Source organism: Micromonospora sp. NPDC049114 (genome assembly GCF_040648635.1).
In the GTDB taxonomy this organism is placed as follows: Bacteria; Actinomycetota; Actinomycetes; order Mycobacteriales; family Micromonosporaceae; genus Micromonospora.
In genome coordinates, this window is the sequence record NZ_JBEZEA010000001.1 from 865,165 (window position 1) to 891,206 (window position 26,042).

Sequence of the window (26,042 nt, forward strand, 5' to 3'; positions counted from 1 at the left end):
GCGTCAGCTCGCCGGCAGGCTGCGGTCCAGCAGGTCGAACAGGGCCGCCCAGTGGCGCTCGGTGGCCTGCTCGTCGTACGCCGGGGTGTCGGCCATGGTGTAGCCGTGGTGCGCGCCCGCGTACACCTCGGAGCGGTAGCGCACCCCGGCGGCGTCGAGCGCCTTCTCCAGCGTGGCGATCTGCTCGGGCGTCATCGACTGGTCGGCGTCCGCGTGGCCGAAGTACACCTCGCCGGTGATCGAGCCGACGCCACGGTGGGGGCTGTCCGGCGCGTCGGTGACGATCCGCCCGCCGTGGAAGCTGGCCATCGCGGCGATCCGGTCCGGTTGCGCCTCGATGGCCCGGAGCGCGTTGGTGCCGCCCATGCAGTAGCCGGTGATCGCGACCGGGCCCGGCCGAACGTCGTCGCGGGCCGCCAGGAAGTCGAGGTACGCGGCGCTGTCCCGGCTGATCACCTCGGGGGTCAACGCGCCGATCAGCGGCATGATCTTCTCGAAGATCGCGCCGCGCTGGTCGGCATCGCCGAGTCGGGACAGGTCGAACAGGGGTGCCCGGCCGGCCCGGTAGAACAGGTGGGGCGTCAGCACCAGGTAGCCGCGTTCGGCGATCCGCTCGGCCATCTCCACGAGGCGGGGCCGAGGCCCGAAGGCGTCCATGAACAGCAGCACCGCCGGGAACGGGCCGTCCCCGTCCGGGCGGGTGAGGCTTGCGTCCGCGATCCCGTCGCCGGTCGAGATGTCCACCGTCGTCGTCTGCATCGAGCCTCCTCGTACGCCGATCTTGGTCCGTTCGGAACGTTACTCGCCACGCGGGCGTGCCCGACACCGGTCCGCCAGCCAGGGACCGCCGATCCCTGGACAAGGTCACCCTGGGCGCCGGGCGACGGTCGGCCCAGGGTTGTGCGTGACCGATGAGGGACACCGTCGACCTGGAGGTTGTCGTGCTCGACGAGACAGTTGGGGACCTGACCGGGAAGCTCGCCGTGGTGACCGGCGGCAGTGACGGGCTGGGCCTCGGCCTGGCCACCCGGCTGGCCCGAGCCGGTGCGGAGGTGGTGCTGCCGGTCCGCAACCCGGCCAAGGGCGACGCCGCACTGGAGGCCGTACGGGCCGCCGTGCCGGACGCCACCGTGTCGACCCGGAAGCTGGACCTCGCCTCACTGGACTCGGTGGCCGCGCTGGCCGACGCGCTGCTCGGCGAGGGGCGGCCGATCCACATTCTGATCAACAACGCGGGTGTCATGGCGCCGCCCACCCGACACACCACGGCGGACGGCTTCGAGCTGCAGTTCGGCACCAATCATCTCGGCCACTTCGCGTTGACCGGGCGGCTCATGCCGCTGCTGACGGCCGGGCGGGCGCGGGTCACCACCATGTCGAGCAGCGCCGCCCGCTCCGGTCGCCTGGACTGGGACGACCTGCAGAGCACCCACCGTTACGGCGCGGTCCGCTCGTACAACGCCTCCAAGCTGGCGGCGCTGCACTTCGGGCTGGAACTCGACCGGCGCGGTCGAGCCGGTGGCTGGGGCATCGTCAGCAACGTCGCCCACCCCGGCACCACCATGACCAACCTGTACGCGTCCGGCCCCAACCTGGGCCGCAGCAGGCCCTCACCGCACCACGCCGTCATGAAACGGTTGAACCGTTGGGGTCTCCTGGTGCACTCGGTGGACGCGGGGCTGCGGCCCGCCCTCTACGCGGCGACCAGTCCGCTGGCGCAGGGTGGCCGGTTCTACGGTCCGGACGGCCTGGGGCAGTTCACCGGTGCGCCGACCGAGTTGGCCGTCTACCGCTCGGCGCGCAGCACGCAGGACGCGGCCCGCCTCTGGGCCGTCTCCGAACAGCTGGTGGGCGTGCGGTTCCCCGCCAACTGAACGGGGTCCGGGCGTGTGAAGGCGGCGTCAAGAATTGGCGGTGGCCCGTCGAAACGGCGTATCGACGGGCGCTGCGCCACGGTCCGGCGGACACGATGGGCCCATGAGTCCTTGGCGGATGACACGCTGGGAACGCGGGAACCTGCCACCCCGCACCGACGACAGCTTCGCTGAGCCCGCGACCGGGCCGGCCGAGCCCGAACGACGACACGAAGCGCTGGTCAGCGTCCGACTCGGCCCGTCCGCCCCCGGCAGTCACCTGGTGGAGTACCTGCGGCACGAGCCGTGCGCCGTCGCCGCCTGGTGGATCGCCGCCGACGTCGACGCGGTGGTGCGGCTCTCGGCGGACAGCATGACGGTGCTGCACCGCGCGGTGGCCGACCTGCGCCGCCGCGCCGGGGTCGAGGTGGTGGTGGCGCACTCCATCCTGCGCGCGCTCGACCTGGCCGCGCCGCCGGGTCGAAGTACCCCGGACGACGCCCCGGCGTGGATCGCATCCGCCGCATGAGCCGCGACGCCGTTGCCCGACGAGCCGTGCCGGGCGCACGAGTGGAAGAGATCACCGCGACCGGGCACGCGGTGCCGAGAACCTACGCCGTTCCGGTACGGGAGCTGCCGGGACGGATGATCGGCACGGTGCGGACCGGCCGGTCGCCACAGGGACAGCGGGTGGGCATCGCGTTCACCCGGCCCGAGCTGCTGGTCGCCGCGATGGGAGCGGACCAGCCGTGGGAGACGCTCTGCGAGTCGGCACTACGCGGCATGCTGCGCCCGCTCGGCATCGACCGGATCCAGGTCGACCCGCTGCTGGTGGCACCGGCGCTCGACCCCGGGGTCGGCGACCGGGCGGCACCCACCGCGCCGGCGGTCCTCGTCGGCACGCCGCCCGGGGAGGACCCGACCGCACTTCCCGCTCAGGCCGGCACGAAGCGCACCGCGTCGGCGACCACGTAGCCGTCGGTGTTCTCCGTACGGATGAGCACGCTCCCGTCGCTGCCCGCCGTGAACGGGTACGTCCCCAGCGGCACCCAGGCGGGCTCCATCAGGGGTAACCGGAGGAGGACGGTTACAGAAGCACGCCGCTGCCGCTGCGGTACGAAATTCTTCAATCTCCGCCGGCGGGTGTCGACGGGTCAGGGGCGGTAGCGGTAGCCCATCCCCGGCTCGGTGATGAGGTGGCGGGGGCGGGCGGGGTCGTCCTCCAGCTTGCGTCGCAGCTGGGCCAGGTACTGCCGCAGGTAGTTGGTCTCGTTCTGGTATTCGGGGCCCCACACCTCCTGCAGGAGCTGACGTTGGCTGACCAGCTTGCCGGGGTGGCGCAGGAGCTTCTCCAGCACGGCCCACTGCGTCGGGGTCAGCTTGACCTCGGTGTCGTCGTCACGCCAGACGCGGTGGTCGGCCAGGTCGACGGTGTGCCGGCCGATCCGCAGCGCCGGCACGGCCTCGGTGGGGCCGCCGAGTCGCCGGGTCACCGCGCGGATGCGGGCCAGCAGCTCCTCCACCCCGAACGGCTTGGTGACGTAGTCGTCCGCGCCCGCGTCCAGCGCGGCGACCTTGTCCTCGCTGCCGGCCCGGCCGGAGAGCACGATGATCGGCACGGCGGTCCAGCCGCGTAGGCCACGGATCACCTCGACGCCGTCGATGTCGGGCAGGCCGAGGTCCAGGACCACCAGGTCGGGCGGGTGGCTGGCGGCGGCCTTCAACGCGGCGGCCCCGGTCGCGGCGACGTCCACGTCGTACCGGCGGGCGCGCAGGTTGATCCGCAGGGCCCGCAGGATCTGCGGTTCGTCGTCGACGACCAGGATGCGGGTCATTCCTGCGGCTCCTCCGGGCTGGTCTGCGCGGCGGCGGGCAGCCGCAGCACCATGGTGAGCCCACCGCCGGGCGTGGTCTCCGGGGTGATGCTGCCACCCATCGCCTCGGCCAACCCCCGGGACAGGGCGAGCCCGAGGCCGACGCCGGTCTGGTTGTCCCGGTCGCCGAGGCGTTGGAATGGCAGGAAGACGTGCTCCCACTGGTCCTCCGGGATGCCCGGCCCCCGGTCGATGACCCGCAGCTCCACCTGGCCGGCGTGCGCGCTCGCGGTGACTGTGGGGGGCTGGTCGGGCGGGCTGTAGCGCAGCGCGTTGGCGATGACGTTGACCAGCACCCGTTCCAGCAGGCCCGGGTCGGCGGTGGCCGCCGGCAGGTCGGCCGGGATGTCCGTGGCGACCGTCGCGGCCGCCGGGCCAAGTTCGTCCAACGCCAGGGGTACGGCGTCCTCCAGGCCGATCGCGGTCGCGGAGATGCCCAGCACACCGGCCTGGAGGCGGCTCATGTCCAGCAGGTTGCCGACCAGCCGGGCGAGCCGGTCCAGCGACTCCTCGGCGGTCTCCAGCAACTCCTCGCGGTCGGCCTCGTCGAACTCGATGTCGTGGCTGCGCAGGCTGGTCACGGCCGCCTTCGCCGAGGCCAGTGGCGTACGCAGGTCGTGGCTGACCGCGGCGAGCAGTGCGGTGCGCATCCGGTCGGCGGCGGCGAGGGGCCGGGCGGTGGCGGCTTCCTCGGCGAGCCGTTCCTGGCGCAGCGCGACGGCGGCCTGGGCGGCGAACGCCTCCACGATCCGCCGGTCGGCGGCCTCCAGACGCCGGCCGCTGAGCACGACGGTGATCCGGTCGTCGACGGGTACCGCGGTCTCGCCGCCGTCTGGTGTGCAGGCGGGCTGTTCGCCGACGCTCGCCACGACGCACCAGGCGTGCTCCTCGCGGGCCCGGTCGGGGCGGCCGCTGGCCTCCTCGGCCAGCTCCAGCACGCTCACCGCGCGCAGCCCGAAGGTCTCCCGGAGCTGGTCCAGCAGGGCGGGCAGGGGACGTTCGCCGCGCAGCACACCACCGGCGACGGCGGCGAGGGTCTGCGCGTCGGCGGCGGCGCGCGCGGCCTCGCGCGTACGTCGGGCGGCCACGTCGACGATCCAGCTCACGGCGAGCGCCACACCGACGAAGACGGCCAGGGCGAGCAGGTTGTCGGCCTCGGCGATGGTCAGCGTGCGGTACGGCGGGGTGAAGAACCAGTTGAGCAGCAGCGACCCGCCGAGCGCGGCGATCAGCGCCGGCCACACCCCGCCGACCAGCGCGACCCCGACGACCCCGGCGAGGAACAGCAGGATGTCGTTGGTCAGCGTCAGGTCGGGCAGGGTCCTCAGCAGCAGGGTGAGCAGCGGCATGCCGAGCACCGCCAGGCCGAAGCCGAGCAGCCGGCGGCGGCGGGACAGCGCCGCCGGCACGGCCGCCGCCCGGCGTCCCTTGCCGGCCTGCTTGTGGCTGACCAGGTGCACGTCGATCGAGCCGGAGAGCGCGGTGGTGGTCACCCCGACGCCCCGGGCGAAGATCTGCGCGAGGCGGCCCCGCCGGCTGGCCCCGAGCACCAGCTGGGTGGCGTTCACGCCCTGGGCGAAGTCGAGCAGCGCGGCCGGCACGTCGGTGCCGAGCACCTGGTGGTACGTGCCGCCCAGGCTCTCGACGAGCACCCGCTGGCGGGCGAGCTGGGCGGGATCGGCGCCGGCCAGACCGTCGCTGCGGGCCACGTGCACGGCGAGCAGGTCGGCGCCCTTGCTGCGGGCCGCGACCCGGGCCGCCCGGCGGATCAGCGTCTCGCCCTCCGGGCCGCCGGTCAGTGCCACCACGACGCGTTCGCGGGCCTCCCAGGTGGCGGCGATGCCCTGCTGGCTGCGGTACCTGTCGAGCTGCTCGTCGACCTTGTCGGCCAGCCAGAGCAGCGCCAGCTCGCGCAGCGCCGTGAGGTTGCCGACCCGGAAGTAGTTGCCGAGCGCCGCGTCGATCTTGTCGGGTCGGTAGATGTTGCCGTGCGCCATCCGGCGGCGCAACGCCTCCGGGGTCATGTCGACGAGTTCGACCTGCTCGGCGGCGCGGACGATCTCGTCCGGCACGGTCTCCCGCTGGGTGGTGCCGGTGATCTGGGCGACGACGTCGTTCACCGACTCCAGGTGCTGCACGTTCACCGTGGACAGCACGTCGATCCCCGCGTCGAGCAGCTCCTGGACGTCCTGCCAGCGCTTGTCGTGCCGGGAGCCGGGCACGTTGGTGTGCGCCAGCTCGTCGACCACCGCGATCTCCGGCCGGCGGGCCAGGACGCCGTCCACGTCCATCTCGGTGAACTCGGCGCCCCGGTAGGTCATCGCACGGCGGGGCACCTGCTCCAGGTCGCCGAGCATCGCGGCGGTGTGCGGGCGGCCGTGGGTCTCCACGAAGCCGATCACCACGTCGGAGCCCCGCGCGGCCCGCCGCTGGGCCTCCTCCAACATGGCGTACGTCTTGCCGACGCCGGGAGCGGCCCCGAGATAGATGCGCAGTTCTCCGCGTGGCACGGGAACCATCCTCCCTGGTCAGATCGGCGGGCGGGGCCGTGCCCGGTCGGCACGGCCCCGCCCGAGGTGCACTCAGCGTGCGGCGAACTGCTTGTCGAGGGCGAGGTTGAGCTCCAGCACGTTGACGCCGGGCGCACCCATGAACCCCAACCCACGGCCGTCGGTGTGCTCCTCGACCAGCTTGCGGACGGCCGCCGGGTCCGCGCCGCGCTCCCGCGCGACCCGGTTCACCTGCAGATCGGCGTACGCGGGGCTGATCTGCGGGTCGAGCCCGCTGCCGCTGGCGGTGACCGCGTCGGCGGGCACCGCCGGGTCGGCCGGCGCGTCGCCCCGGATCGGGGTGATGACCCCACCGTCCGCGACGTAGTCCACGCCGGGCTGGGCCAGCTCCACTGTCACCCCCTGGTACGAGGACACGAACGGGGTGGCCGGGGCGACCTGGTTGACGCTTACCACCCGGGTCACCGGGCCGGTCAGACCGTCGGCGCGGAAGACCGCGAGCACGGCGCCCACCCCGTCGTCGGTGCAGTAGGGGCGGCGGCCGTCGACGCCGTTCAGCTCGCCGACGGCCTTGCTGCGCCCACAGACCTGGGTGAGCAGGCTCTCGCTGGACTCTTCCGGGTCGGTGGCGATGGTGTCGACAACGCTCTCCGGGCCGAGGTTGCTGGCCGAGGTGGACGTCGGGTCGTAGCCGTCGCCGGCGGCCGACGGGCGGGACTGGAAGTAACGCGGGACGGGGTTGCCGTCCGCGTCGGTGAAGGACTGGCCGATGAGCGAGCTGCCGACAGTCGTCCCGCCCGAGGTGATCAGCGAGCCGTCGGCCTTGTGGTCGAGGCCGGGCAGGTGACCGAGCGCGACCAGAGCCAGCGGGTAGACCAGCCCGAGCAGCACCGTGAAGACGAGCACGGCGCGCAGGGCGGCGAGGTGTTGGGCGATCCAGGTGGGTATGCGCATCACGAAATCCCCGGAATGAACTGGATGAGCAGGTCGATGAGCTTGATCCCGATGAACGGCACGATGATGCCGCCCAGTCCGTACACCAGCAGGTTGCGGCTGAGCAGCTTCGACGCGGCCGCCGGCCGGTACCGCACGCCGCGCAGGGCGAGCGGGATCAGCGCGATGATCACCAGGGCGTTGAAGATGACCGCGGACAGGATCGCCGACTCCGGGCTGGCCAGCCGCATGATGTTCAGGGTGTCCAGGCTCGGGTAGAGGCCGGCGAACATGGCCGGGATGATCGCGAAGTACTTCGCGATGTCGTTCGAGATGCTGAACGTGGTCAGCGCACCGCGGGTGATCAGCAACTGCTTGCCGATCTCCACGATCTCGATCAGTTTGGTCGGGTCGGAGTCGAGGTCGACCATGTTGCCGGCCTCCTTCGCGGCCGACGTGCCGGTGTTCATGGCCACCCCGACGTCGGCCTGGGCGAGCGCCGGCGCGTCGTTGGTGCCGTCACCGGTCATCGCGACCAGCCGGCCACCCTCCTGCTCCCGCTTGATCAGCGCGAGCTTGTCCTCCGGCGTCGCCTCGGCCAGGAAGTCGTCCACCCCGGCCTCGTCGGCGATCGCCTTCGCGGTACGCGGGTTGTCGCCGGTGATCATCACGGTGCGGATGCCCATCCGGCGCATCTCGTCGAACCGCTCCCGCATGCCGGACTTGACGACGTCCTTGAGGTGGATGACGCCCAGGGCGCGGGCGGGCTCGCCGTCGACGTGCTCGGCGACGACCAGCGGCGTGCCGCCGGTGCCACTTATCGCGTCGACGATCTCGCCGACCTGCTCGGTCGGGTGGCCGCCGTTCTCCCGTACCCACTTCATGACCGCGGCGGCGGCGCCCTTGCGGACCCGACGGGCCGTGCCCGACGCGCCGCCGTCGACGGTGGCGTCCGGGGTCAGGTCGACGCCGCTCATCCGGGTCTGCGCGGTGAACGGCACGAAGGTGGCGTGCGGCATCACCCCGGGCTCGCGTTCGCGCAGCCCGAACTCGTTCTTCGCCAGGACGACGACCGAGCGCCCCTCCGGGGTCTCGTCGGCCAGGCTGGAGAGCTGGGCGGCGTCGGCCACTGTGGCGGCGTCGACCCCCTCGACCGGTACGAACTCGGCGGCCTGCCGGTTGCCCAGCGTGATGGTGCCGGTCTTGTCCAGCAGCAGGGTGTTGACGTCGCCGGCCGCCTCGACGGCCCGGCCGCTCATGGCCAGCACGTTGCGCTGCACGAGGCGGTCCATGCCGGCGATGCCGATGGCCGACAGCAGCGCGCCGATGGTGGTGGGGATCAGGCAGACCAGCAGCGAGACCAGGACGACACCTGTGACACCGGAACCGGTGATCGCCCCGCTGTCCGGCGCGGCGGCCTGGTACGCCTTGGAGAAGATCGCCAAGGGCTGGAGGGTGACCACGGCCAGCAGGAAGATGATCGTGAGAGCGGCGAGCAGGATGTTCAGCGCGATCTCGTTCGGCGTCTTCTGCCGGTTGGCGCCCTCGACCAGGGCGATCATCCGGTCGATGAAGCTCTCCCCGGGCTTCTGGGTGATCTTCACGATGATCCGGTCGGAGAGCACCTTGGTGCCGCCGGTGACCGCGCTGCGGTCCCCGCCGGACTCCCGGATGACCGGGGCCGACTCGCCGGTGATTGCCGACTCGTCGACGCTCGCGATGCCCTCCACGATGTCGCCGTCGCCGGGAATGATGCCGCCCGCCTCGACCAGCACGATGTCGCCCTGGCGCAGCTGCGGAGCGGGCACCGCCTCGTCGCGGTAGGTGTTGGCCCGAGCGCCCGGCTTCCAGTCGACCAGCCGGGTGGCGATGGTGTCCTGCTTGGCCTGTCGCAGCGCGGCGGCCTGGGCCTTGCCCCGGCCCTCGGCGACCGCCTCGGCCAGGTTCGCGAAGATCACGGTCAGCCAGAGCCAGATGGTGATCGCCCAGGCGAACACCGACGGGTCGGTCACCGCCAGGACCGTGGTGAACGCCGCGCCGATCTCCACGATCAGCATCACCGGGTTGCGCCACAACGTGGTGGGGTTGAGCTTGCGTACGGCGTCCGGCAGGGACCGGATGAGTTGCTGGGGGTCGAGCAGGCCCCCGCCGACCCGGTTGCCCTGCGTCGCCGGGGTGCCTGGCAGTTGCTCTGTCGGGGCGGACGTGACGGACATGTCCTCGTTCCTCATGATGGTCAGAGCCCTTCTGCCAGCGGGCCGAGCGCGAGCGCGGGCAGGAAGGTCAGCGCGACGAGGACGACAGTGACGCCGACGACCATGCCGATGAACAGCGGTCGGTGGGTCGGCAGGGTGCCCTCGGACGCGGGGGTGGGTGCCTGGCGGGCCAGCGAGCCGGCCAGCGCGAGCACGAAGATGAGCGGCAGGAACCGGCCCAGCAGCATGCACAGCCCCAACGCGGTGTCCCACCAGGTGGTGTTCACCGTGATGCCGGCGAAGGCGGAACCGTTGTTGTTGCTGGCCGAGGTGAACGCGTACAGCACCTCGGAGAGGCCGTGCGGGCCGACGTTGAGCGCCGTCGAGTTGTTGCCGGTCGCGAACGCCGCCGCCGTGCCGACCAGCACCAGGATCGGCGTGATCAGGAAGTACAGCGAGGCAAACTTGATCTCCCGCGACCCGATCTTCTTGCCCAGGTACTCGGGGGTGCGGCCGACCATCAGGCCGGCGATGAACACCGTGATCACCGCGAGGATGAGCAGGCCGTAGAGGCCCGAACCGGTGCCCCCCGGCGCGACCTCGCCGAGCATCATGTTGACCATCGTCATCATGCCGCCGAGCGAGGTGAACGAGTCGTGGAAGGAGTTCACCGCGCCGGTCGAGGTGAGCGTGGTGGCGGCGGCGAAGGTGGCCGAGTTCGACACGTCGAACCGCACCTCCTTGCCCTCCATCGCCGCGCCGACCGCCTGCGGGACGGTGCCGTGGCCGGCCAGCTCGAAGATGTTGGTGATGGCGACGCTGAGGAACGCGAGGATGCCCATCACCGCGGCGATCGCGTAGCCCTGCCGGTTCTGCCCGACCATCCGGCCGAACACCCGGGGCAGGCTGAACGGGATCAGGAGGATCAGGAAGATCTCCAACCAGTTCGTCCAGGTCGTGGGGTTCTCGAACGGGTGGGCGCTGTTGACGTTGTAGAAGCCGCCACCGTTGGTGCCCAGCTCCTTGATCACTTCCTGGCTCGCGACCGGGCCGCCGGTGATGGTCTGGGTGCCGCCGGTCAGCGTGCTCACGTCGGTGCCGGCGGAGAGGTTCTGCACCACCCCGCCGATCATCAACGCGATGGCCCCGAGGACCGCGATCGGCAGCAGGATGCGCAGCACGATCCGGGTCAGGTCGACCCAGAAGTTGCCGAGTTGCCCGGTGCGGCTGCGGGCGAAGCCGCGGACCAGCGCGACCGCCACCGCGATGCCGACCGCCGCCGAGACGAAGTTCTGCACGGCCAGGCCGGCCATCTGCACCAGGTGGCCCATCGTCGACTCACCCGAGTACGACTGCCAGTTCGTGTTGGTCACGAACGACACGGCAGTGTTCCACGCGCCGTGCGGCACCACCGGGTCGAAACCCAGCGACAGCCACAGGTGGTTCTGCACCCGCTGGAACAGGTACAGGAACAGGAGCGAGACGGCCGAGAACGCGAGCACGCTGCGGGCGTACACGCCCCAGGTCTGCTCGGCGGCCGGGTTGACCCCGACCAGTCGGTAGATCCCCCGCTCGACCCGCGACTGCCTGGTACCGGAGACCGCCCGGAACATGTAGTCGCCGAACGGCTTGTAGACGGCGACCAGGGCCGCCACCAGCGTCAGCACGAAGATGACGCCCGCTGTTGTCATGGTCATCAGAAGCGCTCCGGGAACAGCAGGGCGAACACCAGGAACGCGCCCAGGACGATCGCGAGCACCAGACCGACGGCGTTTACCGCGTTCACAGCTTCTCCACCGCCCGGACCACCAGGGCGAGCACTGCGAACAGCGCCACCGTGAGGACCACGAACACCACGTCAGACACGCTGACTCCTCTTACCGGAAAGGTTCGTCGCGACCGCCTTCCGGTCGCGCCGGGGCAAGCAAAGCCCCACCACCCGCCGGACGGCAGGGGTCATAACGCGACCATGACGGTGGCGAACCTTTTCTTGACGCGGTTTTCACACCTGCCCACTGAACAGGTGAAATGCGGCACAAAGGCGCGTCAGCCCGGGGAGACGCGGGCTGGCTGTCCATCCTTTGCTCTGCTTCAGCGGAGGCGACAGCGAGGCACCGACACTGTTGCGCCGGTTGAAGCAGAGCAAAGGGCCCGAAGGGGATGGGCGGCGGGTCAGGCCAGGCGGGTCAGGCCAGGCCAGGCGGGTCAGGCCAGGCGGCGGGCCACCAGCACGTCGCGCATGATCGACTGGTCGACCCGGTGCCGCAGCGCGCGGTAGGGCTCCGCGTCGACAACTGTCAGGCCGGCGTCGGCAAGTGCCGCCGCCGCGTCCTCGCGGCTGGCGACGTGGGTGTTCCACGAGATGCCCAGCGCCCCGCCCGGGCGCAGCAGCCGCGCCCAGACCGGCGCGGCGTCCGCGAGCAGCGCCAGCGGGTCACGCGTCAGACCCTGATCGGCGGTACGACTGCCGTGCTGCACGCCGTACGGCGCGTCGGCGACCACCAGGTCGACGGTCTCGGGGCGGAAGAACTCCGCCGCGCGGGTGGTGTCGGCGTTGACGACGTCGAGCAACTGCGTACGACCCGCCTTGTGCTCCTCGCGGGTCGGCGCCAGTTCGATGCGCACCCGGCGGCCGACCACCTTGCGCTCCCGCCGCACCGGCCCCGACTCCAGCACCCGGTGCTTGACCCGCTTCTGCTTCAGCCAGGTCGTGACGAACGCGCGGTACGCCTCGACGTCCTTCTGGTCGCGCTCGATCCCGGCGGCGTCGAAGCCGTACATCAGCGCCTGGTTGAGGGTGGTGCCCCGACCGCAGAGCGGGTCGAGCACCCGGAACCGGCGGCTGGTCAACTCGCCGGCCCAGTCCGACGCGAGCAGGGTGACGTTGAGCAGCAGCTTGGTGAACTGCTCGTTGGTCTTGCCGGGGTACTTCTGGATGGTGAGCAGGTCGTCGTCGTAGCGGTCCAGCCGGCTCCACTCGACCGGGCGCAGCAGGTCGCCGACGATCTCGAACAGCGCGTACCCGGCGGAGAGGTTGCCCAGGACGGCCAGGTCCCGTTCGGTCAGCCCGTCACCGCTGAACGTGACGTAGGTCGCCCCGCCGACGACCTCCGTGTCCAGCTCGCCGATCCGGCCGTCGAGCGCCGACCGGCCGAAGATCTCCAGCTCGGCCCGGGTGAGGTCGATGGCGGAGCGGGCGTACACCCGGTTGGTGGCGGGCAGGATCAGCAGGCCGTAGCGCGTCATGATCCGGCGAGTATTCCACAACGGGTGACGGTCGCCGGGAACCGGAGCGGCCTGCGGACCGACTACCCACACATGGGGTGTGAGCAGTGGCGGGAGGTCCTGTCCGCGCAGTTGGACGGGGAGGAGACCGCCGCCGAGGGGGCGGCGGCGCAGGGGCACCTGGACGAGTGCGCCAAGTGCCGGGCCTGGTTCGCGGCGGCGGTCGCGGTGACGCGCCGGGTTCGTACCCGACTGGTCACCGATGTGCCCGACCGGACCGACGCGATCCTGGCCGCCGTCGGTGGCAGCGCCACCGGCGACGCGGTCGCCGACGCCTGTGACACGCCGCCGGCCCGCCGGTCGCGCTGGCGGCCCCGCCTGCCCGGCCGCGGCCGGCTGGTCGTCGGGCTGCGCGCGGCGCTCGGCCTGCTCGGGGCTGTTCAGCTGGTGCTCGGCCTGGCCCAGGTGGGCCGGGGAGCGACCGCCGACCATCTGCACGCCTCCGGGCAGCACCTGTGGCACGAGTCGGCCGCATGGAACGTGGCGGTCGGGGCCGGCTTCCTCTTCGTGGCGGTACGCCGCAGCCCTCCGGCGGGTCTCCTGCCGATGCTCAGCGCGTTCGTCGGCACGCTCCTGCTGCTGTCGGTCAACGACCTCGCCACCGGCTCGGTGAGTGGGGAGCGCCTGGTCAGCCACGGCTTCCTGGTGTTCGGCTACCTGATCACCGTGCTGCTGTCGCGGCCCGGACTGCGTCCCGGGGGGCCCGCGCCGCAGCGGCAACCGACGCCGTCGCGCTGGCGGTTCGGCGCGGACGAGACCGAACGGCCACTGCGGGTGGTGCACTCCGGGGCGTACCCGGCGCAGGCAGCCGACCGCAACGCCGCCCCGGCCGCGCGCACCGACCGGCGAGCCGCCTGAGCAGCAGCCTTCAACGGGTGCGGCCGTAGTCGGCCGGATCCAGCCGGGCGGTACGGCGGCGGTACTCGGCGGCCATCCCCGGCCAGTTGGTGACGATCCGGCCGGTGGCCGTGCGGTACCAGCTCCGGCAGGCGGTCCACACGCTCGCGCCGAGCCGGCTTTGCAGCTCCGCGTCGTAGTCGGCGGCCACCTCGGGGCGCACCTCCAGAGGTTCGCCACCGGCCGCGAGCAGGCTGACCGCCTGCGCGATGTGCCGGGCCTGCGCCTCGTGAAAGTAGATCACCGACGTGTTGCCGGTGTTGGTGTTCGGGCCGTACATGAGGAAGAGGTTGGGAAAGCCGGGCACGGCCATCCCGAGGTACGCGTACGCGCCGTCACGCCACTCCGCACTGAGCTGACGGCGGGCGCGTCCGGTGACCCGGATCGGCACCAGGAAGTCGGTGGCCGCGAAGCCGGTGCCGTAGACCAGCACGTCGCACGGGTGGGCGCGGCCGTCGGCGGTGCGGATGCCGTCCTCAGTCACCTCGATGATCGCCTCGGTGACCAGCTCGACGTCGTCGCGGCCCAGGGCCGGCAGCCAGTCGTTGGTGAACAACACCCGCTTGCAGCCCATCGGCTCGACAGGCGTGACGCGGGCGCGCAGCTCCGGGTCGCGTACCTGCCACCACCGCTGCGCCCGCGAGACACCCCGCAGCACCGCCGCGGCGGCCCGGTTGCCGGTCACCGCCAGCCCGGTGAGCACGGTGACCGACCAGAACGCGGCCCGGGGCACCCGCATCAGCGCCGGCACCCGCCGGTAGAGCGCCCGACCCAGCCGCCCGTGCCGGCGGTCCGGCTTGGGCAGCGTCCAGGGCGGAGTGCGCTGGAAGACGGTGACCCGGGCCGCCCGGTCAGCGATGGCCGGCACCAGCTGCACCGCGCTGGCACCGGCGCCGATCACCGCGACCCGGGCGCCGTCCAGCCGTACCGCCGGGTCCCACCGGGCCGTGTGCATCGCCCGCCCGGCGAACCGCTGCGCGCCCGGCAGCGCCGGCACCACCGGCCGCGAGAGCTGCCCGACCGCCGGGATCAGGACGTCCGCCGTCAGTTCCGCGCCATCGGCGGTACGCAGCCGCCAGCACGCGCCGGCCTCGTCCCACGACGCGTCGGTGACCTCGGTACGCAACCGCACACTGTCGGCCAGCCCCAGCTCGGCCACGCAGCGGTGCAGGTAGTCCAGGATCTCCGAGTGCGGCGGGAAGCGCCGCGACCAGTCCGGGTTCAGCGCGAAGGAGTACGAGTAGAGCGGCGCCGGGATGTCACAGGCGCAGCCCGGGTAGGTGTTGTCCCGCCAGACGCCGCCGATCCGGTCGGCCCGTTCCAGCAGGACCACGTCCGCGTCGCCGGCGCGACGCAGCGCGGCGGCCACCGCCACCCCGCCGAACCCGGAGCCGATGATCGCCACCCGCACCCGACGGGGAGGTCGGGCGGTCGCTGCGCTGTCGGTCATGGCGGGCTCCCTCGGCGGTGCGGCCGACCGTAACAGCTTGTTGGCGGCCCGCCAACGATGCGCCCGCACCCGCCGAGCCCGCGGCCGTCCACGCGGCCCACGTGGGTAGGGTGCTCGCCATGGTCGCGACGGTTTCCTGCCGGTGACGAATCCGTGGCTTGCCGGGCCCACGCCGGCGAAGCGGCTCGACCGCGAGCGGCTCGAGGAGCGCATCCGCAACCTGCTGTCGTCGCAGAACATGTGCGTGCTCGCGACCACGGGTCCGGACGGGCCGCTGGCCACGCCGGTGCGGTACTACCCGCTCGACTTCGCGGTGCTCTTCACCGCCGCACCCCGTTCGCCGAAGATGCGCAACATCGCTGCCGATCCACGCGTGTCCGTCGGCATCTTCGCGCCCCTGGTCGGGCTGGCGAGCAGCCGCGGGGCCCAACTGTTCGGCACGGCCCGGGTGCTCGGTCCTAAGGATCCGGACCGAGCGCACTACTGGTCGGCGTTCCGCTGGGAGAACGAACACGCCGAGCGGGGGCGACCGCTGTCCGAGCCACCCGAGGACACCCTCGTGGTCGTCGAGGCGGAGCGGATCGTCTACACCGAGCACTGGCTGCGACGGGAAGGGTTCGCGCCCCGCCAGTTCTGGCGTCGCTGAAAGCGCCTCCGGCGTCCGTGGTCAGGACGGGTCGCCGGCCGCGATGACCTGCGGGACGACCTGCTCCACGATGGTCAGCAGGGTGGTGGTGAGCAGCAGGTGCACCTGGGCGCGGGTCAACGCGTCGCGCTGGAGCCACTCCCGGGCGGTGGACGTCGCCAGGCCGCAGTACGCCCGGACCATCCCCCGCAGCTCCTCGTGGTCCTTGGCCTTCTCGGCCAGCCCGACGGCGACGAGCATCCGGTCGGCCGCCACCTCCTCCGCCTCGGCGAGCACCCGCTCCACGTCGGCGTCGCCGCCCATCCCCCGGGCGGTGACCGCCGCCAGCCACGAGGTGCTGTGCCGGGACACCACGTCGAGGAACCAGGTGACGCTGGCATCGACACGGGTCCGCAGGTCACCCTTGGGCAGCCGTTCCAGGGCAACCTCGGGGATCGTCACCATGACCCGGACGACCTCCAGGTAAAGGTCCTTCTTGGTGCCGAAGTAGTGGTTGACCAGGCCCCGGGCGACGCCCGCCTCCCGCGCGACATCGGTGGTCGACACATCCGCGTACGGCCGCTCGCCGAACAGCCGGACCGCGCAGGCCAGGATCTGGCCGCGCCGGGCGTCCGGCTCCAACCTGCGGCGGCGCGGAGCCGTCTCGACACTCATCTGCCCGACCCTATCGGCAGCTCACACCGCCAGCTTCGGCATCGAGGTCTCCCGTACCTCCTCGCCGCCGCCGACCGGTCAACGGCGGAACCTCGCGATCGCGCCCGGGGTCACCGGAGTGAAGAAGTTGACCAGGTTGCCGTCGGGGTCGCGAAAGAGCAGGGCCCGGTTACCCCAGGGCATGGTCGTGGGCTCGTTCACGAAGTCGTCCACCACGCTCTTCAGCTTCTCGTAGAGCGCGTCCACGTCCTCCACGAGGAACTCGATGATCACGCTGTGGTTGTCGGCCGGGCGGGCCGAGCCGGGCGCGAACAGTGGGACGGTGCGGGTGCTGCCGATCGCCAGCGTGCCGTGGGCGGTGCGCAATTCGGCGAAGTCCTCGTTGCCCCAGGTCGCCTGCACGCCGGTGATCTTCTCGTAGAAGCCGACCAGGCGGTTGATCTCGTCGGTGATGATGCGGATCGAGACGAAGTCCATGTCTTCTCCCTGCTCAAAGCGGTCGCTAACGGTCCGTCGAGATCACGCTAGAGCGAATACTGGACAGATTTGGGCCAGTATCTTGATAAAGTTCGGACCGTGGCACGACCGACAGCGCAGGTGCTCGCACTGTTGGAGCTCCTGCAGTCCGGCGGCGTCCGCACGATGGCCGAGCTTGCCGAGCGCCTCGGTGTCGAACCGCGCACGGTGCGGCGCTACGTGAGCCACCTGGTCGACCTGGACCTGCCGGTCGAGTCGGTGCGCGGTCGCTACGGCGGGTATCGGCTCGCCGCCGGTTATCGCCTGCCGCCGCTGATGTTCAACGACGACGAGGCCCTGGCCGTCCTCCTCGGCCTGATCGCCGGCCGCCGCGCCGGGTTGGCGACGGCAACGGGCACAGCGGGCGAGACAGCCGCCGCGAAGATCCGTCGCGTCCTGCCGCCACGGACGGCGGACCGACTGGACGCCGCACTCCAGTCCCTCGCCTTCACCGCCGAACCCGGTGACTTCCCCGCGCCGCAGACCGAGGTACTGCTCGCCGTCGCCGAGGCGGTCCGCCATCACCGGCCGATCTCGGTGCAGTACACCTCGGGCGACGGCCGGCGCAGCGTCCGCGTGCTGCATCCGTTCGGGCTGGTCAACCATGCCGGCCGGTGGTACGTCACCGGGGTCGATCCGGAGATCGGCGAGGAACGAACCCTTCGACTCGACCGCATCGCGGACGCGAGACCGCTGCCGGGCTCGTTCGAGCCGCCCGCCGGAAACGATCCGGCCGGGCACCTTCTCAGCTCGATGGCACGAGCGCCGTACCCGCACGCGGTATCGCTGCGGATACAAGGAACAGTCGAGCAGATCCGCAGGCGGCTACCGGCCAGCATCGCCGAGGTGCGAGAGGGCGCGGACGAAGGCTGGCAGGACGTGGAGATCCGGGCGGGGAGCCTCGACTGGTTGCCCGGCGTGCTCGCCACGCTCGACCTGCCGTTCGTCATCGAACGCCCGGACGAACTCCGCGACCGCGTCGTCGCACTCGCCGAGCGACTGGCGGCCTCGGCACGACGTGAGTCGGCCCGCAACTAGCAAGCCGCCACCCTCACCGTGATCACTTGATGCTCACGAGTTGTCGGTGCCGCTCCTGAGCTGCTGAGCATCAAGTGATCACTGAATTCCGCGCCGACGCCGGATCAGGTGCCGGCCGAGATGCCGCAGGTTGGACGTCTCGGCGTAGAGCGCCGCATTGATCGCACCAACCGCGACCCCGGGAGCGCGCTGCACCCGGTCGACGTCCTGCACGACCCGGCCGATCAACGTCAGCCGACAACGGAGATCGAACAACTCTCTCCGTGCGCAGTGCAGCGCCGTCTCCAATCCGCCGACCCGCTCCCGAAGCCACGCCAACTCCGTCGCCTGATCCATCGGCCAGCCCTTCGTTGAACGACGCCCCCACTGCTCGGCTCGACAGCGAGAGCAATGCTCTGACCACTCTCAGTGAGAACCGGCCCCCTGTCAAGACGGGGACCCCCTTTCGGGGACCCCCGATTGGGGATACGCGAACGTGCCTAGTCTCCGGGTGTGGGTGACGAGGGGCCGGGCGAGCTGATGGGGCCGTACGAGATCGGTCAACGGCTGAACGTTTCCCGGAGCCGGTTTCAGCAGATCGCTATGCGGCCGAGTTTCCCGAAGCCCTACCAAGAGTTACGCGGCATGAAGGTCTGGCTGCGTGCCGACGTGGAGGCGTGGATCGCCGAGCATCGCCCACCGCGCCCCACCGACGGCGACGAGCCCGAGTAGCACACTCAACTTCTCGATGACGCAATGAGTGAGGTACCGGGTCCGCTGGTCGGCCCGCACGAGCTGCAGGAGTTGCTCGGCGGCGTGAGCCGGACGCGGATGCGCCAGCTCATCCGCTATCCGACCTTCCCCGCGCCGTTTCAACGGCTGCACGGCACCACGGTCTGGCTGCGTGCCGACGTGGAGGCGTGGATCGCCGAGCACCGCCCACCGCGCCCCACCGACGGCGACGAGCCCGAGTAGTTCCCCTCCCCGCCTCGCCAGCCTGCGTCGATCATGGACTAATGGTGGGCGATATGGTGGCGCGCTTCCCTTTCGTCGGGCACCACAACTTCATGATCGACGCGACTGGGGGCACGACCGCGACGTGATCGGGGTTGCCGAGGTGACTATCCGGCGTGTGAGGGTGGGTGGATGCACCGTGGGGACCCGGACTGGCTCGCTCACTCGCGGCGTGGTGACGGGCCGCCGCTGGTGCTCATCCACGGCATCGGTAGTCGGTGGCAGGTGTGGGAGCCGGTGCTCGACGAGGTGGCCCGGCACCACGACGTGATCGCGCTGGACCTGCCCGGCTTCGGCGCCTCCCCACCGTGGCCCGAGCCACCGGAGCCGTCGGAGCCACCGACGCCACCCGAGGCGCTGGCGCGGGCGGCCCCCGGGTCGGTGGAACACCTGGCGGATCGGGTCGCCGCGTTCCTGGACGCGCTGGGCGTGCGCCGGCCCGCCGTTGCCGGCAACTCGCTCGGGGGCGGCATCGCGTTGGAGTTGGGGCGACGCGGGCTGGCCTCCTCGGTGACCGCGTTCTCGCCGATTGGGTTCTGGGGGTCGGTCGGGCGGCGCTGGTGTCAACTGGCGGTCGGCGGGGCCCGGTCGGCGGCCGGCGGGCTGCGGCCGGCGCTGCCCCGGCTGCTGGCGAGCCGGGCCGGGCGGGTGGCGTTCTGCGGCCTCTTCTACGGCCACCCGGGTCACCTCGACCCCGACGAGTGCGTCGACTCGGCGGCGGCGCTGGCCGACGCGCAGGGCTTCACGGTGGCACGCGCCGCGTTCGCCGGCTGGCAGGTCCGTCGAGAGACGGCCGGCGCGCTCGACGACATCCCCGTGACTGTCGCCTGGGGTACGCGCGATCTCGTGTTGCCGTACCCCACTCAGGCCCGGCGGGCCCGCGCGGCGCTGCCGGCGGCCCGGCACGTGCCGCTGGCGGGCTGCGGACATCTGCCCTTCGCGGACGACCCGCAAGCCTGTGCCCGGCTGCTGATCCAGACTTATTGACATGCCGCCAACAGCGCGCGAGGGTGGTGCACATGCCGACGCCCGATGGCTCCCCCTCGCCCTGGCGCGAACCTGAGCACGACGACCTCGCCGACCTGGCCCGCACCTTCTTCACCAAGGAGGTGCTGCCGCACGCGGACCGCCTGCTGGCCCAGGGTCACCCGGACCGCGAGCACTACCGGCGGGCCGGTGAGCTGGGGTTGCTCGGCCTGTCCGTCCCCGAGGAGTACGGCGGCGGGGGCGGCGGCTTCACCCACGAGGCCGTGCTGTTGCACGAGCAGGCGTACACCGGGGAGAGCAGCCTCGGGCTGGCCGTCCACAGTGGCATCGTCACGGGCTATCTCGTCGCGTACGGCAGCGAGGAGCAGAAGCGACGGTGGCTGCCCGGCCTGTGCAGCGGTGAGCTGGTCGGCGCGATCGCGATGACCGAGCCCGACGGCGGCTCGGACCTCCAGGCGATGCGCACGCGGGCGGTCCGCGACGGCGACGACTACCTGGTCACCGGCGCGAAGACGTTCATCACCAACGGCGGCGTGGCCGATCTGATCATCGTGGCGGTGAAGACCGACCCCGAGCAGCGGGCGGCAGGCGTCTCCCTGCTGGTCTGCGAGGTGGGCGACGACCCGGAGGGCTTCCGCCGGGGTCGGCTGCTGTCCAAGATCGGGCTGCACGCCAACGACACCGCCGAGCTGTTCTTCGACGAGCTGCGGGTGCCGGCGGCCAACCTGCTCGGCGGCGCCGAAGGGCTGGGCTTCATCCAGCTCATGCAGCAGCTTCCGCAGGAACGGCTGGTCATCGGCGTCGGCGCGGTGGCCGCGATGGAACGCGCGGTCGAGCTGACCGTGGCGTACGCCAAGGAACGCACCGCCTTCGGCAAGACCCTGATGGGGCACCAGAACACCCGGATGGTGCTCGCCGAGTGCGCCACCCGCACCCGGGTCAGCCGGGTCTTCCTGGACGACTGCATCGTCCGGCACACCCGTGGCGACCTGGACGTCGCCACGGCGGCGATGGCGAAGTCGTGGCTGACCGAAGGGCAGTGCGAGGTCATCGACAGGTGCCTGCAACTGTTCGGCGGTTACGGCTACACGACTGAGTACCCGATCGCCCGGATGTACGCCGACGCCCGCGTCCAGAAGATCTACGGCGGCACCAACGAGATCATGAAGGAGTTGATCGCCCGTGCCCTCTGAGGCGTACGTCTATGACGCGGTCCGCACCCCGCGCGGACGCGGCCGGGACACCGGCGCACTGCACGGGGTCAAGCCGATCTCGCTGGTGGTCGGCCTGATCGACGCGCTGCGCGAGCGCAATCCCGGCCTGGACGTGGGCCGCTTGGAGGATCTGCTGCTCGGCATCGTCACCCCGGTCGGCGAGCAGGGCGGCGACCTGGCGCGGGCCGCCGCGCTGCTGGCCGGGCTGCCCGACGAGGTGGGCGGGGTGCAGCTCAACCGGTTCTGCGCCTCCGGGCTGGAGGCCGTCAACTCGGCCGCCGCGCGCATCCGCTCGGGCTGGGAGCACCTGCTGCTGGCCGGCGGGGTCGAGTCGATGTCCCGGGTGCCGATGGGCTCCGACGGCGCGGCCTGGGCCACCGACCCGCAGACCGCGCTGGCCACGTCGTTCGTGCCGCAGGGCGTCAGCGCCGACCTGATCGCGACCATGGAGGGCTTCACCCGCGACGACGTGGACGGCTACGCGCTGCGGTCGCAGGAGCGGGCCGCCAAGGCGATGGCCGGCGGGTACTTCGCCCGCTCGGTGGTGCCGGTGCGCGACGGCAACGGGCTGGACATCCTCACCGTCGACGAGCACCCGCGCCCGGAGACCACCAGGGAGGCGCTGGCCCGACTCACCCCGTCCTTCGCCACGATGGGTGAGGCGGCCGGCTTCGACGCGGTGGCGTTGCAGAAGTTCCACTGGCTGGAGGCGATCGACCACGTCCACCACGCCGGCAACTCGTCAGGCATCGTGGACGGCGCGGCGCTGGTGCTGATCGGCTCGGAGCAGGTCGGCCGGGACCTCGGCCTCACCCCGCGCGCCCGGATCGCCGGCGCGGCGGTCACCGGCGCCGATCCGACGCTGATGTTGACCGGCCCGATCCCGGCCACCCACAAGGCACTCGCCGCCGCCGGGCTGACAGTCGACGACATCGACCTGTTCGAGATCAACGAGGCGTTCGCGGCGGTGGTGCTCAAGTACGTCCGCGACCTGGGCCTCGACCCGGACCGGGTGAACGTCAACGGCGGCGCGATCGCTCTCGGCCACCCGCTGGGCGCCACCGGAGCCATGTTGCTCGGCACGGCGTTGGACGAGTTGGAGCGCCGCGACCTGCGCCGCGCCGTGGTGACCCTCTGCATCGGCGGCGGCATGGGCGTCGCCACCGTTCTCGAGCGCTGCTGACCCGGGGGAAAAGACCAATGACCACCACCATCCGGTACGACCGCGGCGCCGACGGCATCGTCACGCTCACCCTGGACGACCCCGACCAATCCGCCAACACCATGAACCGGGCGTACGTGGCCTCGATGAGCGAGGTGCTCGACCGGCTGGAGGCCGAGCCCGATCTCACCGGCGTCATCGTGACAAGCGCGAAGTCGACGTTCTTCGCCGGCGGCGACCTGCCCGAGATGATCCGGGCGACCCGCGAGGACGCGCCCGCGCTGGCGGAGCTGCTCGGCACCATCAAGCGGGACCTGCGCCGGCTGGAGACCCTGGGCCGCCCGGTCGTCGCGGCGGTCAACGGCTCCGCGCTCGGCGGCGGCCTGGAGATCGCCCTCGCCTGCCACCACCGCGTCGCGCTGGACGCGCCCGACTCACGGCTCGGCCTGCCCGAGGTGACCCTGGGTCTGCTCCCCGGGGCCGGCGGCGTCACCCGGACCGTACGGATGCTCGGCCTGGCCGGCGCGCTGACCACCGTGCTGCTCACCGGCCGGCGGATGCGCCCGGCCGACGCCCTGGCGGCCGGTCTGGTCGACGAGGTCGTCGCCACCGAGGCGGAAATGCTGGATCGCGCGCGGGCCTGGATCGCCGCCAACCCGCGCCCGTTGCAGCCGTGGGACCGGCCGGACTACCGGATGCCCGGTGGCACCCCGGCCAGCCGTTCCCTGGCCGCTCAGCTGCCCGCCTTCCCGGCCACGCTGCGCAAGCAGCTCAAGGGCGCCCGGCTGCCCGCGCCGGAGGCGATCCTGGCCACGGCCGTGGAGGGCGCGCAGGTCGACCTGGACACCGCGTTCACCGTGGAGACCCGGCACCTGATCGGCCTGCTCACCGGGCAGGTCGCCAAGAACATGATCGGCGCGTTCTTCTTCGACCTGAAGGCCGTCAACGGCGGCGCCGCCCGACCGTCCGTGGACGTTGCGCCGGTGCGGCGGGTGGCGGTGCTCGGCGCCGGCATGATGGGCGCCGGCATCGCGTACGCCTGCGCCAGCGCCGGCCTCGACGTGGTGGTCCGGGACGTGTCACCGGAGGCCGCGGGGCGGGCCCGGGAGCACGCCGAACGACTGCTGGCCCGCCGGGTCCGCAAGGGCCGCGCCACCGAGGCCGACGCGCGGGCGGTGCTGGACCGGATCACCACCACCGACCAGGTGGACGCCCTCGCCGGCTGCGACGCCGTCATCGAGGCGGTCTTCGAGGACCCGGCCCTGAAGAAGGCAGTCTTCGCCGAGGTGCTGCCGGTGCTCGCGCCGGGCGCGCTGCTCGCCTCCAACACCTCCACCCTGCCGATCACTCAGCTGGCCGCCGGCGTGGACCGGCCGGCCGACTTCATCGGCATGCACTTCTTCTCCCCCGTGGACCGGATGCCGTTGCTGGAGATCGTGGTCGGCGAGCAGACCGGGGACCCGGCCCTGGCCCGCGCGTTCGACCTCGGCCGGCGGATCGGCAAGACCCCCATCGTGGTCAACGACGGGCGGGGCTTCTTCACCAGCCGCGTCATCGGCCGGTTCATCGACGAGGCGGTAGGCATGGTCGCCGACGGCGTACCGGCCGCGTCGGTGGAGCAGGCCGCGTTGCAGGCCGGCTACCCGACCGGGCCCCTCGCGCTGGCCGACGAGGTGAGCCTCACGCTGATCCAGCGGATCCGGCGTCAGTTCGAGGCGGCCAGCGCGGAATACCTGCCGCTGCCCGCGCACCGGCTCGTCGACGAGCTGGTCGACGCGTACGACCGGCCGGGCCGCGCGGCCGGACGCGGCTTCTACTCCTACGACGACGGCGTCCGGGGTCGGTTGTGGACCGGCCTCGCCGACCTGGTCACCGACGCCGGTCGGGCGGTGCCGTTCACCGACCTTCAGGAGCGGATGCTCTTCGCCGAGGCGCTGGACGCGCTGCGCTGCCTCGACGAGGGCATGCTGCGTACCGAGACCGACGCCAACATCGGCTCGATCTTCGGCATCGGCTTCCCCGCCTGGACCGGCGGCGTGATCCGCTACGTCCGGCAGTACGCGGGCGGCCCGGCCGGCTTCGCGGCCCGCGCCGCCGAGCTGGCCGAACGGTACGGCGACCGGTTCACGCCTCCCGCCGACCTGGCCGACCGGCTCGCCGCCCGTACCGCCGAACCGGCCGGCGTCGCGTGACGGCCGCGCGCGGCGGACCGCTGGCCGGGGTGCGGGTCGTCGAGTTGGCGAGCCTCGCGCCGGCCCCGTTCGGCTGCATGGTGCTCGCCGACCTCGGGGCCGACGTGGTACGCGTCGACCGGCCGGGCGGCCCGGGCGCCGGACGCCTCGCTGCGCCGACCGGTGGACCCTTGCAGCGCGGCCGGCGGGTCACCGCGCTGGACCTGAAGTCCCCGGCCGGCGTGGCCGACCTGCTGCGCCTCGTCGAGCGGGCGGACGTGCTCGTCGAGGCGTACCGGCCGGGGGTCGCCGAGCGGCTCGGCTTCGGCCCGGACGTCTGCCGGGCCCGCAACCCCCGGCTGGTGTACGCGCGGATGACCGGCTGGGGCCAGGACGGCCCGCTGGCGGCTCGGGCCGGCCACGACATCGACTACATAGCTGTCGCCGGGGCGCTGGAGCCCCTGGGTCGAGCCGACGCGCGTCCACACGCGCCACTGAACCTGATCGGTGACTTCGCCGGCGGCGGCATGCTGCTCGCCGTTGGCGTGCTTGCCGCGCTGCTGGAACGGGAACGCTCCGGCCTCGGTCAGGTCGTCGACGCGGCAATGGTGGACGGATCGGCGCTGCTCACCTCGTTCCTGCACGGGCTGCTCGGCACCGGCCTGTGGGCCGCCCCGCGCGGGCGGAACCTGCTCGACGGAGGAGCGCCCTTCTACGACACGTACGCCACCGCCGACGGCGGCTTCATGGCCGTCGGGGCGCTGGAGCCGGCGTTCTACGCCGTACTGCTGGCGGGTCTCGGCCTGGCCGACGAGGCGGACCTGCCCGACCAGTACGACCCGAGCGGCTGGGACGAGCTGCGGAGGCGGTTCACCGAACGGTTCGCCGAGCGGACGCGGGACGAGTGGACGGCGGTCTTCGCCGACCTGGACGCCTGTGTCGCCCCCGTGCTGGCCCCGGGCGAGGCGCACCGGCATCCGCACAACGCGGCCCGGGGGACGTTCGTCGAGGTGGACGGCGGGATCCAACCGGCTCCGGCACCTCGCTTCGACCGTACTCCGGCGGGCCCGCCCACCCCGGAGCGCGACGTCGCTCCGGTCGACGCGGTTCTGTCCACCTGGGACTGATCCACAGCCGACTTCCGGGACACGCGTACGCGTTTCGCATTGGTACCGTCGTGCACCGACGGTGGACTGCGGACGTGGGGGGACGAGCATGGCGAGCGGTATTGATCCGTCCGGCCTGAGCGGCTCGCTCGAAGAGGCGATGCGCCTGCTGAGCCAGGCATCGGGTGCTGTCACGGCGCAGCCGGGCGACGCCGACGGGCAGGTGCCGGACGCCGAGCAGATGGTGGGGCGGGGCACCGGCGGTGACGGTCTCGTCGAGGCGGAGGTCTCCGCGTTCGGTGCGCTCCAGACGCTGGTGATCGACCCGAGCCTGTCCCGGGCCGGCACCAGCACGATCGCCGAGTACGTCCTGGAGGCGGTCCAGGCGGCGCAGGCCGACGAGCGCGCTCGCCGGGCCGACCTGACGGCCGGGGCCCAGGTCGACAGCGCCGCCCTCACCCAGCAGCTCGAACGGGTCTCGGCGGAGGCGTTCCGCGGCTTCCACCAGATGATCGGTGACCTGGACGCGGCCACCCGCCGGATGGATCGTCGCTGAGC

General features: G+C 72.1%; 27 protein-coding genes. 14 read left to right on the forward strand and 13 right to left on the reverse strand.

The annotated features are described in order from the left end of the window. Positions 1-3: 3 nt before the first annotated feature. Entirely contained in the window at positions 4-759 is a 756-nt protein-coding gene (locus tag AB0B39_RS04115; RefSeq protein WP_357573446.1) for a dienelactone hydrolase family protein, read from the reverse strand. A gap of 152 nt (positions 760-911) precedes the next feature. On the opposite strand from AB0B39_RS04115, the gene AB0B39_RS04120 reads away from it, so the two are divergent. The 3 genes from AB0B39_RS04120 (at position 912) to AB0B39_RS04130 (ending at position 2,828) form a co-directional block, all read left to right on the forward strand. Next, positions 912-1,874 carry an SDR family oxidoreductase gene (locus AB0B39_RS04120; RefSeq protein ID WP_357573447.1) on the forward strand — a complete coding sequence of 321 codons (963 nt, stop codon included), beginning with the start codon at positions 912-914 and terminating at the stop codon, positions 1,872-1,874. A gap of 103 nt (positions 1,875-1,977) precedes the next feature. Next, complete coding sequence (locus AB0B39_RS04125; RefSeq protein ID WP_357573448.1) at positions 1,978-2,382, forward strand: hypothetical protein; 405 nt, start codon at positions 1,978-1,980, stop codon at positions 2,380-2,382. Then, positions 2,379-2,828, forward strand: coding sequence for an SAV_915 family protein (locus tag AB0B39_RS04130; protein WP_357573449.1), 450 nt, complete (start codon positions 2,379-2,381; stop codon positions 2,826-2,828). Before AB0B39_RS04125 ends, AB0B39_RS04130 begins: the two co-directional genes overlap by 4 nt. Here AB0B39_RS04130 and AB0B39_RS04135 read toward each other — a convergent pair. The 8 genes from AB0B39_RS04135 to AB0B39_RS04170 form a co-directional block, all read right to left on the reverse strand. After that, positions 2,789-2,917 carry a hypothetical protein gene (locus tag AB0B39_RS04135; protein WP_357490883.1) on the reverse strand — a complete coding sequence of 43 codons (129 nt, stop codon included), beginning with the start codon at positions 2,915-2,917 and terminating at the stop codon, positions 2,789-2,791. The genes AB0B39_RS04130 and AB0B39_RS04135 overlap by 40 nt on opposite strands. A 90-nt stretch (positions 2,918-3,007) precedes the next feature. Next, positions 3,008-3,688, reverse strand: coding sequence for a response regulator (locus AB0B39_RS04140; RefSeq protein ID WP_357573450.1), 681 nt, complete (start codon positions 3,686-3,688; stop codon positions 3,008-3,010). Then, complete coding sequence (locus tag AB0B39_RS04145) at positions 3,685-6,237, reverse strand: DUF4118 domain-containing protein (protein ID WP_357573451.1); 2,553 nt, start codon at positions 6,235-6,237, stop codon at positions 3,685-3,687. The genes AB0B39_RS04140 and AB0B39_RS04145 overlap by 4 nt, the downstream gene beginning before the upstream one ends. A gap of 72 nt (positions 6,238-6,309) precedes the next feature. Then, a complete protein-coding gene (locus tag AB0B39_RS04150) occupies positions 6,310-7,191 on the reverse strand; it encodes a potassium-transporting ATPase subunit C (protein WP_357573452.1) in 882 nt (293 codons plus the stop codon). After that, on the reverse strand, positions 7,191-9,386 hold the full coding sequence (gene kdpB, locus AB0B39_RS04155; RefSeq protein WP_357490887.1) for a potassium-transporting ATPase subunit KdpB: 2,196 nt from the start codon (positions 9,384-9,386) through the stop codon (positions 7,191-7,193). Before kdpB ends, AB0B39_RS04150 begins: the two co-directional genes overlap by 1 nt. Before the next feature lie 20 nt (positions 9,387-9,406). Beyond that, positions 9,407-11,062 carry a potassium-transporting ATPase subunit KdpA gene (gene kdpA / locus AB0B39_RS04160; RefSeq protein ID WP_357573453.1) on the reverse strand — a complete coding sequence of 552 codons (1,656 nt, stop codon included), beginning with the start codon at positions 11,060-11,062 and terminating at the stop codon, positions 9,407-9,409. Then, positions 11,062-11,151, reverse strand: a complete 90-nt coding sequence (kdpF, locus tag AB0B39_RS04165) for a K(+)-transporting ATPase subunit F (protein WP_036390805.1) — start codon at positions 11,149-11,151, stop codon at positions 11,062-11,064. Before kdpF ends, kdpA begins: the two co-directional genes overlap by 1 nt. Before the next feature lie 419 nt (positions 11,152-11,570). Next, a complete protein-coding gene (locus AB0B39_RS04170; RefSeq protein WP_357573454.1) occupies positions 11,571-12,611 on the reverse strand; it encodes an SAM-dependent methyltransferase in 1,041 nt (346 codons plus the stop codon). Between the two features lie 24 nt (positions 12,612-12,635). On the opposite strand from AB0B39_RS04170, the gene AB0B39_RS04175 reads away from it, so the two are divergent. Then, entirely contained in the window at positions 12,636-13,508 is an 873-nt protein-coding gene (locus tag AB0B39_RS04175) for a zf-HC2 domain-containing protein (protein ID WP_357573455.1), read from the forward strand. Positions 13,509-13,518: 10 nt separating this feature from the next. Here AB0B39_RS04175 and AB0B39_RS04180 read toward each other — a convergent pair whose 3' ends face one another. Continuing rightward, complete coding sequence (locus AB0B39_RS04180; RefSeq protein WP_357573456.1) at positions 13,519-14,997, reverse strand: NAD(P)/FAD-dependent oxidoreductase; 1,479 nt, start codon at positions 14,995-14,997, stop codon at positions 13,519-13,521. Positions 14,998-15,133: 136 nt separating this feature from the next. On the opposite strand from AB0B39_RS04180, the gene AB0B39_RS04185 reads away from it, so the two are divergent. Then, positions 15,134-15,643 carry a pyridoxamine 5'-phosphate oxidase family protein gene (locus tag AB0B39_RS04185; RefSeq protein ID WP_357573773.1) on the forward strand — a complete coding sequence of 170 codons (510 nt, stop codon included), beginning with the start codon at positions 15,134-15,136 and terminating at the stop codon, positions 15,641-15,643. 21 nt (positions 15,644-15,664) lie between these two features. Here the strand turns inward: AB0B39_RS04185 and AB0B39_RS04190 are convergent, their stop codons facing one another. Continuing rightward, positions 15,665-16,297 (reverse strand): TetR/AcrR family transcriptional regulator, encoded by a 633-nt coding sequence (locus AB0B39_RS04190; RefSeq protein ID WP_357573457.1) that lies wholly within the window; start codon positions 16,295-16,297, stop codon positions 15,665-15,667. 78 nt (positions 16,298-16,375) lie between these two features. Beyond that, positions 16,376-16,774, reverse strand: a complete 399-nt coding sequence (locus AB0B39_RS04195; RefSeq protein WP_357573458.1) for a VOC family protein — start codon at positions 16,772-16,774, stop codon at positions 16,376-16,378. A 99-nt stretch (positions 16,775-16,873) separates the two neighbouring features. Between AB0B39_RS04195 and AB0B39_RS04200 the strand changes: the two genes are divergently transcribed. Beyond that, the gene (locus AB0B39_RS04200) at positions 16,874-17,851 is read left to right on the forward strand and encodes a YafY family protein (RefSeq protein ID WP_357573459.1); all 978 of its coding nucleotides are present in this window, start codon (positions 16,874-16,876) and stop codon (positions 17,849-17,851) included. A gap of 78 nt (positions 17,852-17,929) precedes the next feature. Here AB0B39_RS04200 and AB0B39_RS04205 read toward each other — a convergent pair whose 3' ends face one another. Further along, positions 17,930-18,187 carry a hypothetical protein gene (locus AB0B39_RS04205; RefSeq protein ID WP_357573460.1) on the reverse strand — a complete coding sequence of 86 codons (258 nt, stop codon included), beginning with the start codon at positions 18,185-18,187 and terminating at the stop codon, positions 17,930-17,932. Between the two features lie 156 nt (positions 18,188-18,343). Between AB0B39_RS04205 and AB0B39_RS04210 the strand changes: the two genes are divergently transcribed. The 8 genes from AB0B39_RS04210 (at position 18,344) to AB0B39_RS04245 (ending at position 26,040) form a co-directional block, all read left to right on the forward strand. Then, on the forward strand, positions 18,344-18,562 hold the full coding sequence (locus AB0B39_RS04210; protein ID WP_357490907.1) for a hypothetical protein: 219 nt from the start codon (positions 18,344-18,346) through the stop codon (positions 18,560-18,562). Between the two features lie 24 nt (positions 18,563-18,586). After that, positions 18,587-18,805, forward strand: coding sequence for a hypothetical protein (locus AB0B39_RS04215; RefSeq protein WP_357490909.1), 219 nt, complete (start codon positions 18,587-18,589; stop codon positions 18,803-18,805). 171 nt (positions 18,806-18,976) lie between these two features. Continuing rightward, complete coding sequence (locus AB0B39_RS04220) at positions 18,977-19,831, forward strand: alpha/beta fold hydrolase (RefSeq protein ID WP_357573461.1); 855 nt, start codon at positions 18,977-18,979, stop codon at positions 19,829-19,831. Between the two features lie 32 nt (positions 19,832-19,863). Continuing rightward, positions 19,864-21,024, forward strand: coding sequence for an acyl-CoA dehydrogenase family protein (locus AB0B39_RS04225; RefSeq protein ID WP_357573462.1), 1,161 nt, complete (start codon positions 19,864-19,866; stop codon positions 21,022-21,024). Next, positions 21,014-22,228 (forward strand): acetyl-CoA C-acetyltransferase, encoded by a 1,215-nt coding sequence (locus AB0B39_RS04230; protein ID WP_357573463.1) that lies wholly within the window; start codon positions 21,014-21,016, stop codon positions 22,226-22,228. Before AB0B39_RS04225 ends, AB0B39_RS04230 begins: the two co-directional genes overlap by 11 nt. A gap of 17 nt (positions 22,229-22,245) precedes the next feature. Then, positions 22,246-24,399, forward strand: coding sequence for a 3-hydroxyacyl-CoA dehydrogenase NAD-binding domain-containing protein (locus AB0B39_RS04235; RefSeq protein ID WP_357573464.1), 2,154 nt, complete (start codon positions 22,246-22,248; stop codon positions 24,397-24,399). Then, positions 24,396-25,505: a CaiB/BaiF CoA-transferase family protein gene (locus tag AB0B39_RS04240; protein WP_357573465.1), complete on the forward strand. Its 1,110-nt coding sequence runs from the start codon at positions 24,396-24,398 to the stop codon at positions 25,503-25,505. The genes AB0B39_RS04235 and AB0B39_RS04240 overlap by 4 nt, the downstream gene beginning before the upstream one ends. A gap of 88 nt (positions 25,506-25,593) precedes the next feature. Further along, positions 25,594-26,040 carry a YbaB/EbfC family nucleoid-associated protein gene (locus AB0B39_RS04245; RefSeq protein ID WP_357573466.1) on the forward strand — a complete coding sequence of 149 codons (447 nt, stop codon included), beginning with the start codon at positions 25,594-25,596 and terminating at the stop codon, positions 26,038-26,040. Positions 26,041-26,042: the final 2 nt, after the last annotated feature.

Bases quoted from the DNA above. Each gene is read 5' to 3' on its own strand.
- AB0B39_RS04115 (WP_357573446.1), bottom strand. From the start codon at position 759: ATGCAGACGACGACGGTGGACATCTCGACCGGCGACGGGATCGCGGAC.
- AB0B39_RS04120 (WP_357573447.1), top strand. From the start codon at position 912: ATGAGGGACACCGTCGACCTGGAGGTTGTCGTGCTCGACGAGACAGTT.
- AB0B39_RS04125 (WP_357573448.1), top strand. From the start codon at position 1,978: ATGAGTCCTTGGCGGATGACACGCTGGGAACGCGGGAACCTGCCACCC.
- AB0B39_RS04130 (WP_357573449.1), top strand. From the start codon at position 2,379: ATGAGCCGCGACGCCGTTGCCCGACGAGCCGTGCCGGGCGCACGAGTG.
- AB0B39_RS04135 (WP_357490883.1), bottom strand. From the start codon at position 2,917: ATGGAGCCCGCCTGGGTGCCGCTGGGGACGTACCCGTTCACGGCGGGC.
- AB0B39_RS04140 (WP_357573450.1), bottom strand. From the start codon at position 3,688: ATGACCCGCATCCTGGTCGTCGACGACGAACCGCAGATCCTGCGGGCC.
- AB0B39_RS04150 (WP_357573452.1), bottom strand. From the start codon at position 7,191: ATGCGCATACCCACCTGGATCGCCCAACACCTCGCCGCCCTGCGCGCC.
- kdpB (WP_357490887.1), bottom strand. From the start codon at position 9,386: ATGTCCGTCACGTCCGCCCCGACAGAGCAACTGCCAGGCACCCCGGCG.
- kdpA (WP_357573453.1), bottom strand. From the start codon at position 11,062: ATGACCATGACAACAGCGGGCGTCATCTTCGTGCTGACGCTGGTGGCG.
- AB0B39_RS04170 (WP_357573454.1), bottom strand. From the start codon at position 12,611: ATGACGCGCTACGGCCTGCTGATCCTGCCCGCCACCAACCGGGTGTAC.
- AB0B39_RS04180 (WP_357573456.1), bottom strand. From the start codon at position 14,997: ATGACCGACAGCGCAGCGACCGCCCGACCTCCCCGTCGGGTGCGGGTG.
- AB0B39_RS04190 (WP_357573457.1), bottom strand. From the start codon at position 16,297: ATGAGTGTCGAGACGGCTCCGCGCCGCCGCAGGTTGGAGCCGGACGCC.
- AB0B39_RS04195 (WP_357573458.1), bottom strand. From the start codon at position 16,774: ATGGACTTCGTCTCGATCCGCATCATCACCGACGAGATCAACCGCCTG.
- AB0B39_RS04205 (WP_357573460.1), bottom strand. From the start codon at position 18,187: ATGGATCAGGCGACGGAGTTGGCGTGGCTTCGGGAGCGGGTCGGCGGA.
- AB0B39_RS04215 (WP_357490909.1), top strand. From the start codon at position 18,587: ATGAGTGAGGTACCGGGTCCGCTGGTCGGCCCGCACGAGCTGCAGGAG.
- AB0B39_RS04220 (WP_357573461.1), top strand. From the start codon at position 18,977: ATGCACCGTGGGGACCCGGACTGGCTCGCTCACTCGCGGCGTGGTGAC.
- AB0B39_RS04225 (WP_357573462.1), top strand. From the start codon at position 19,864: ATGCCGACGCCCGATGGCTCCCCCTCGCCCTGGCGCGAACCTGAGCAC.
- AB0B39_RS04235 (WP_357573464.1), top strand. From the start codon at position 22,246: ATGACCACCACCATCCGGTACGACCGCGGCGCCGACGGCATCGTCACG.
- AB0B39_RS04245 (WP_357573466.1), top strand. From the start codon at position 25,594: ATGGCGAGCGGTATTGATCCGTCCGGCCTGAGCGGCTCGCTCGAAGAG.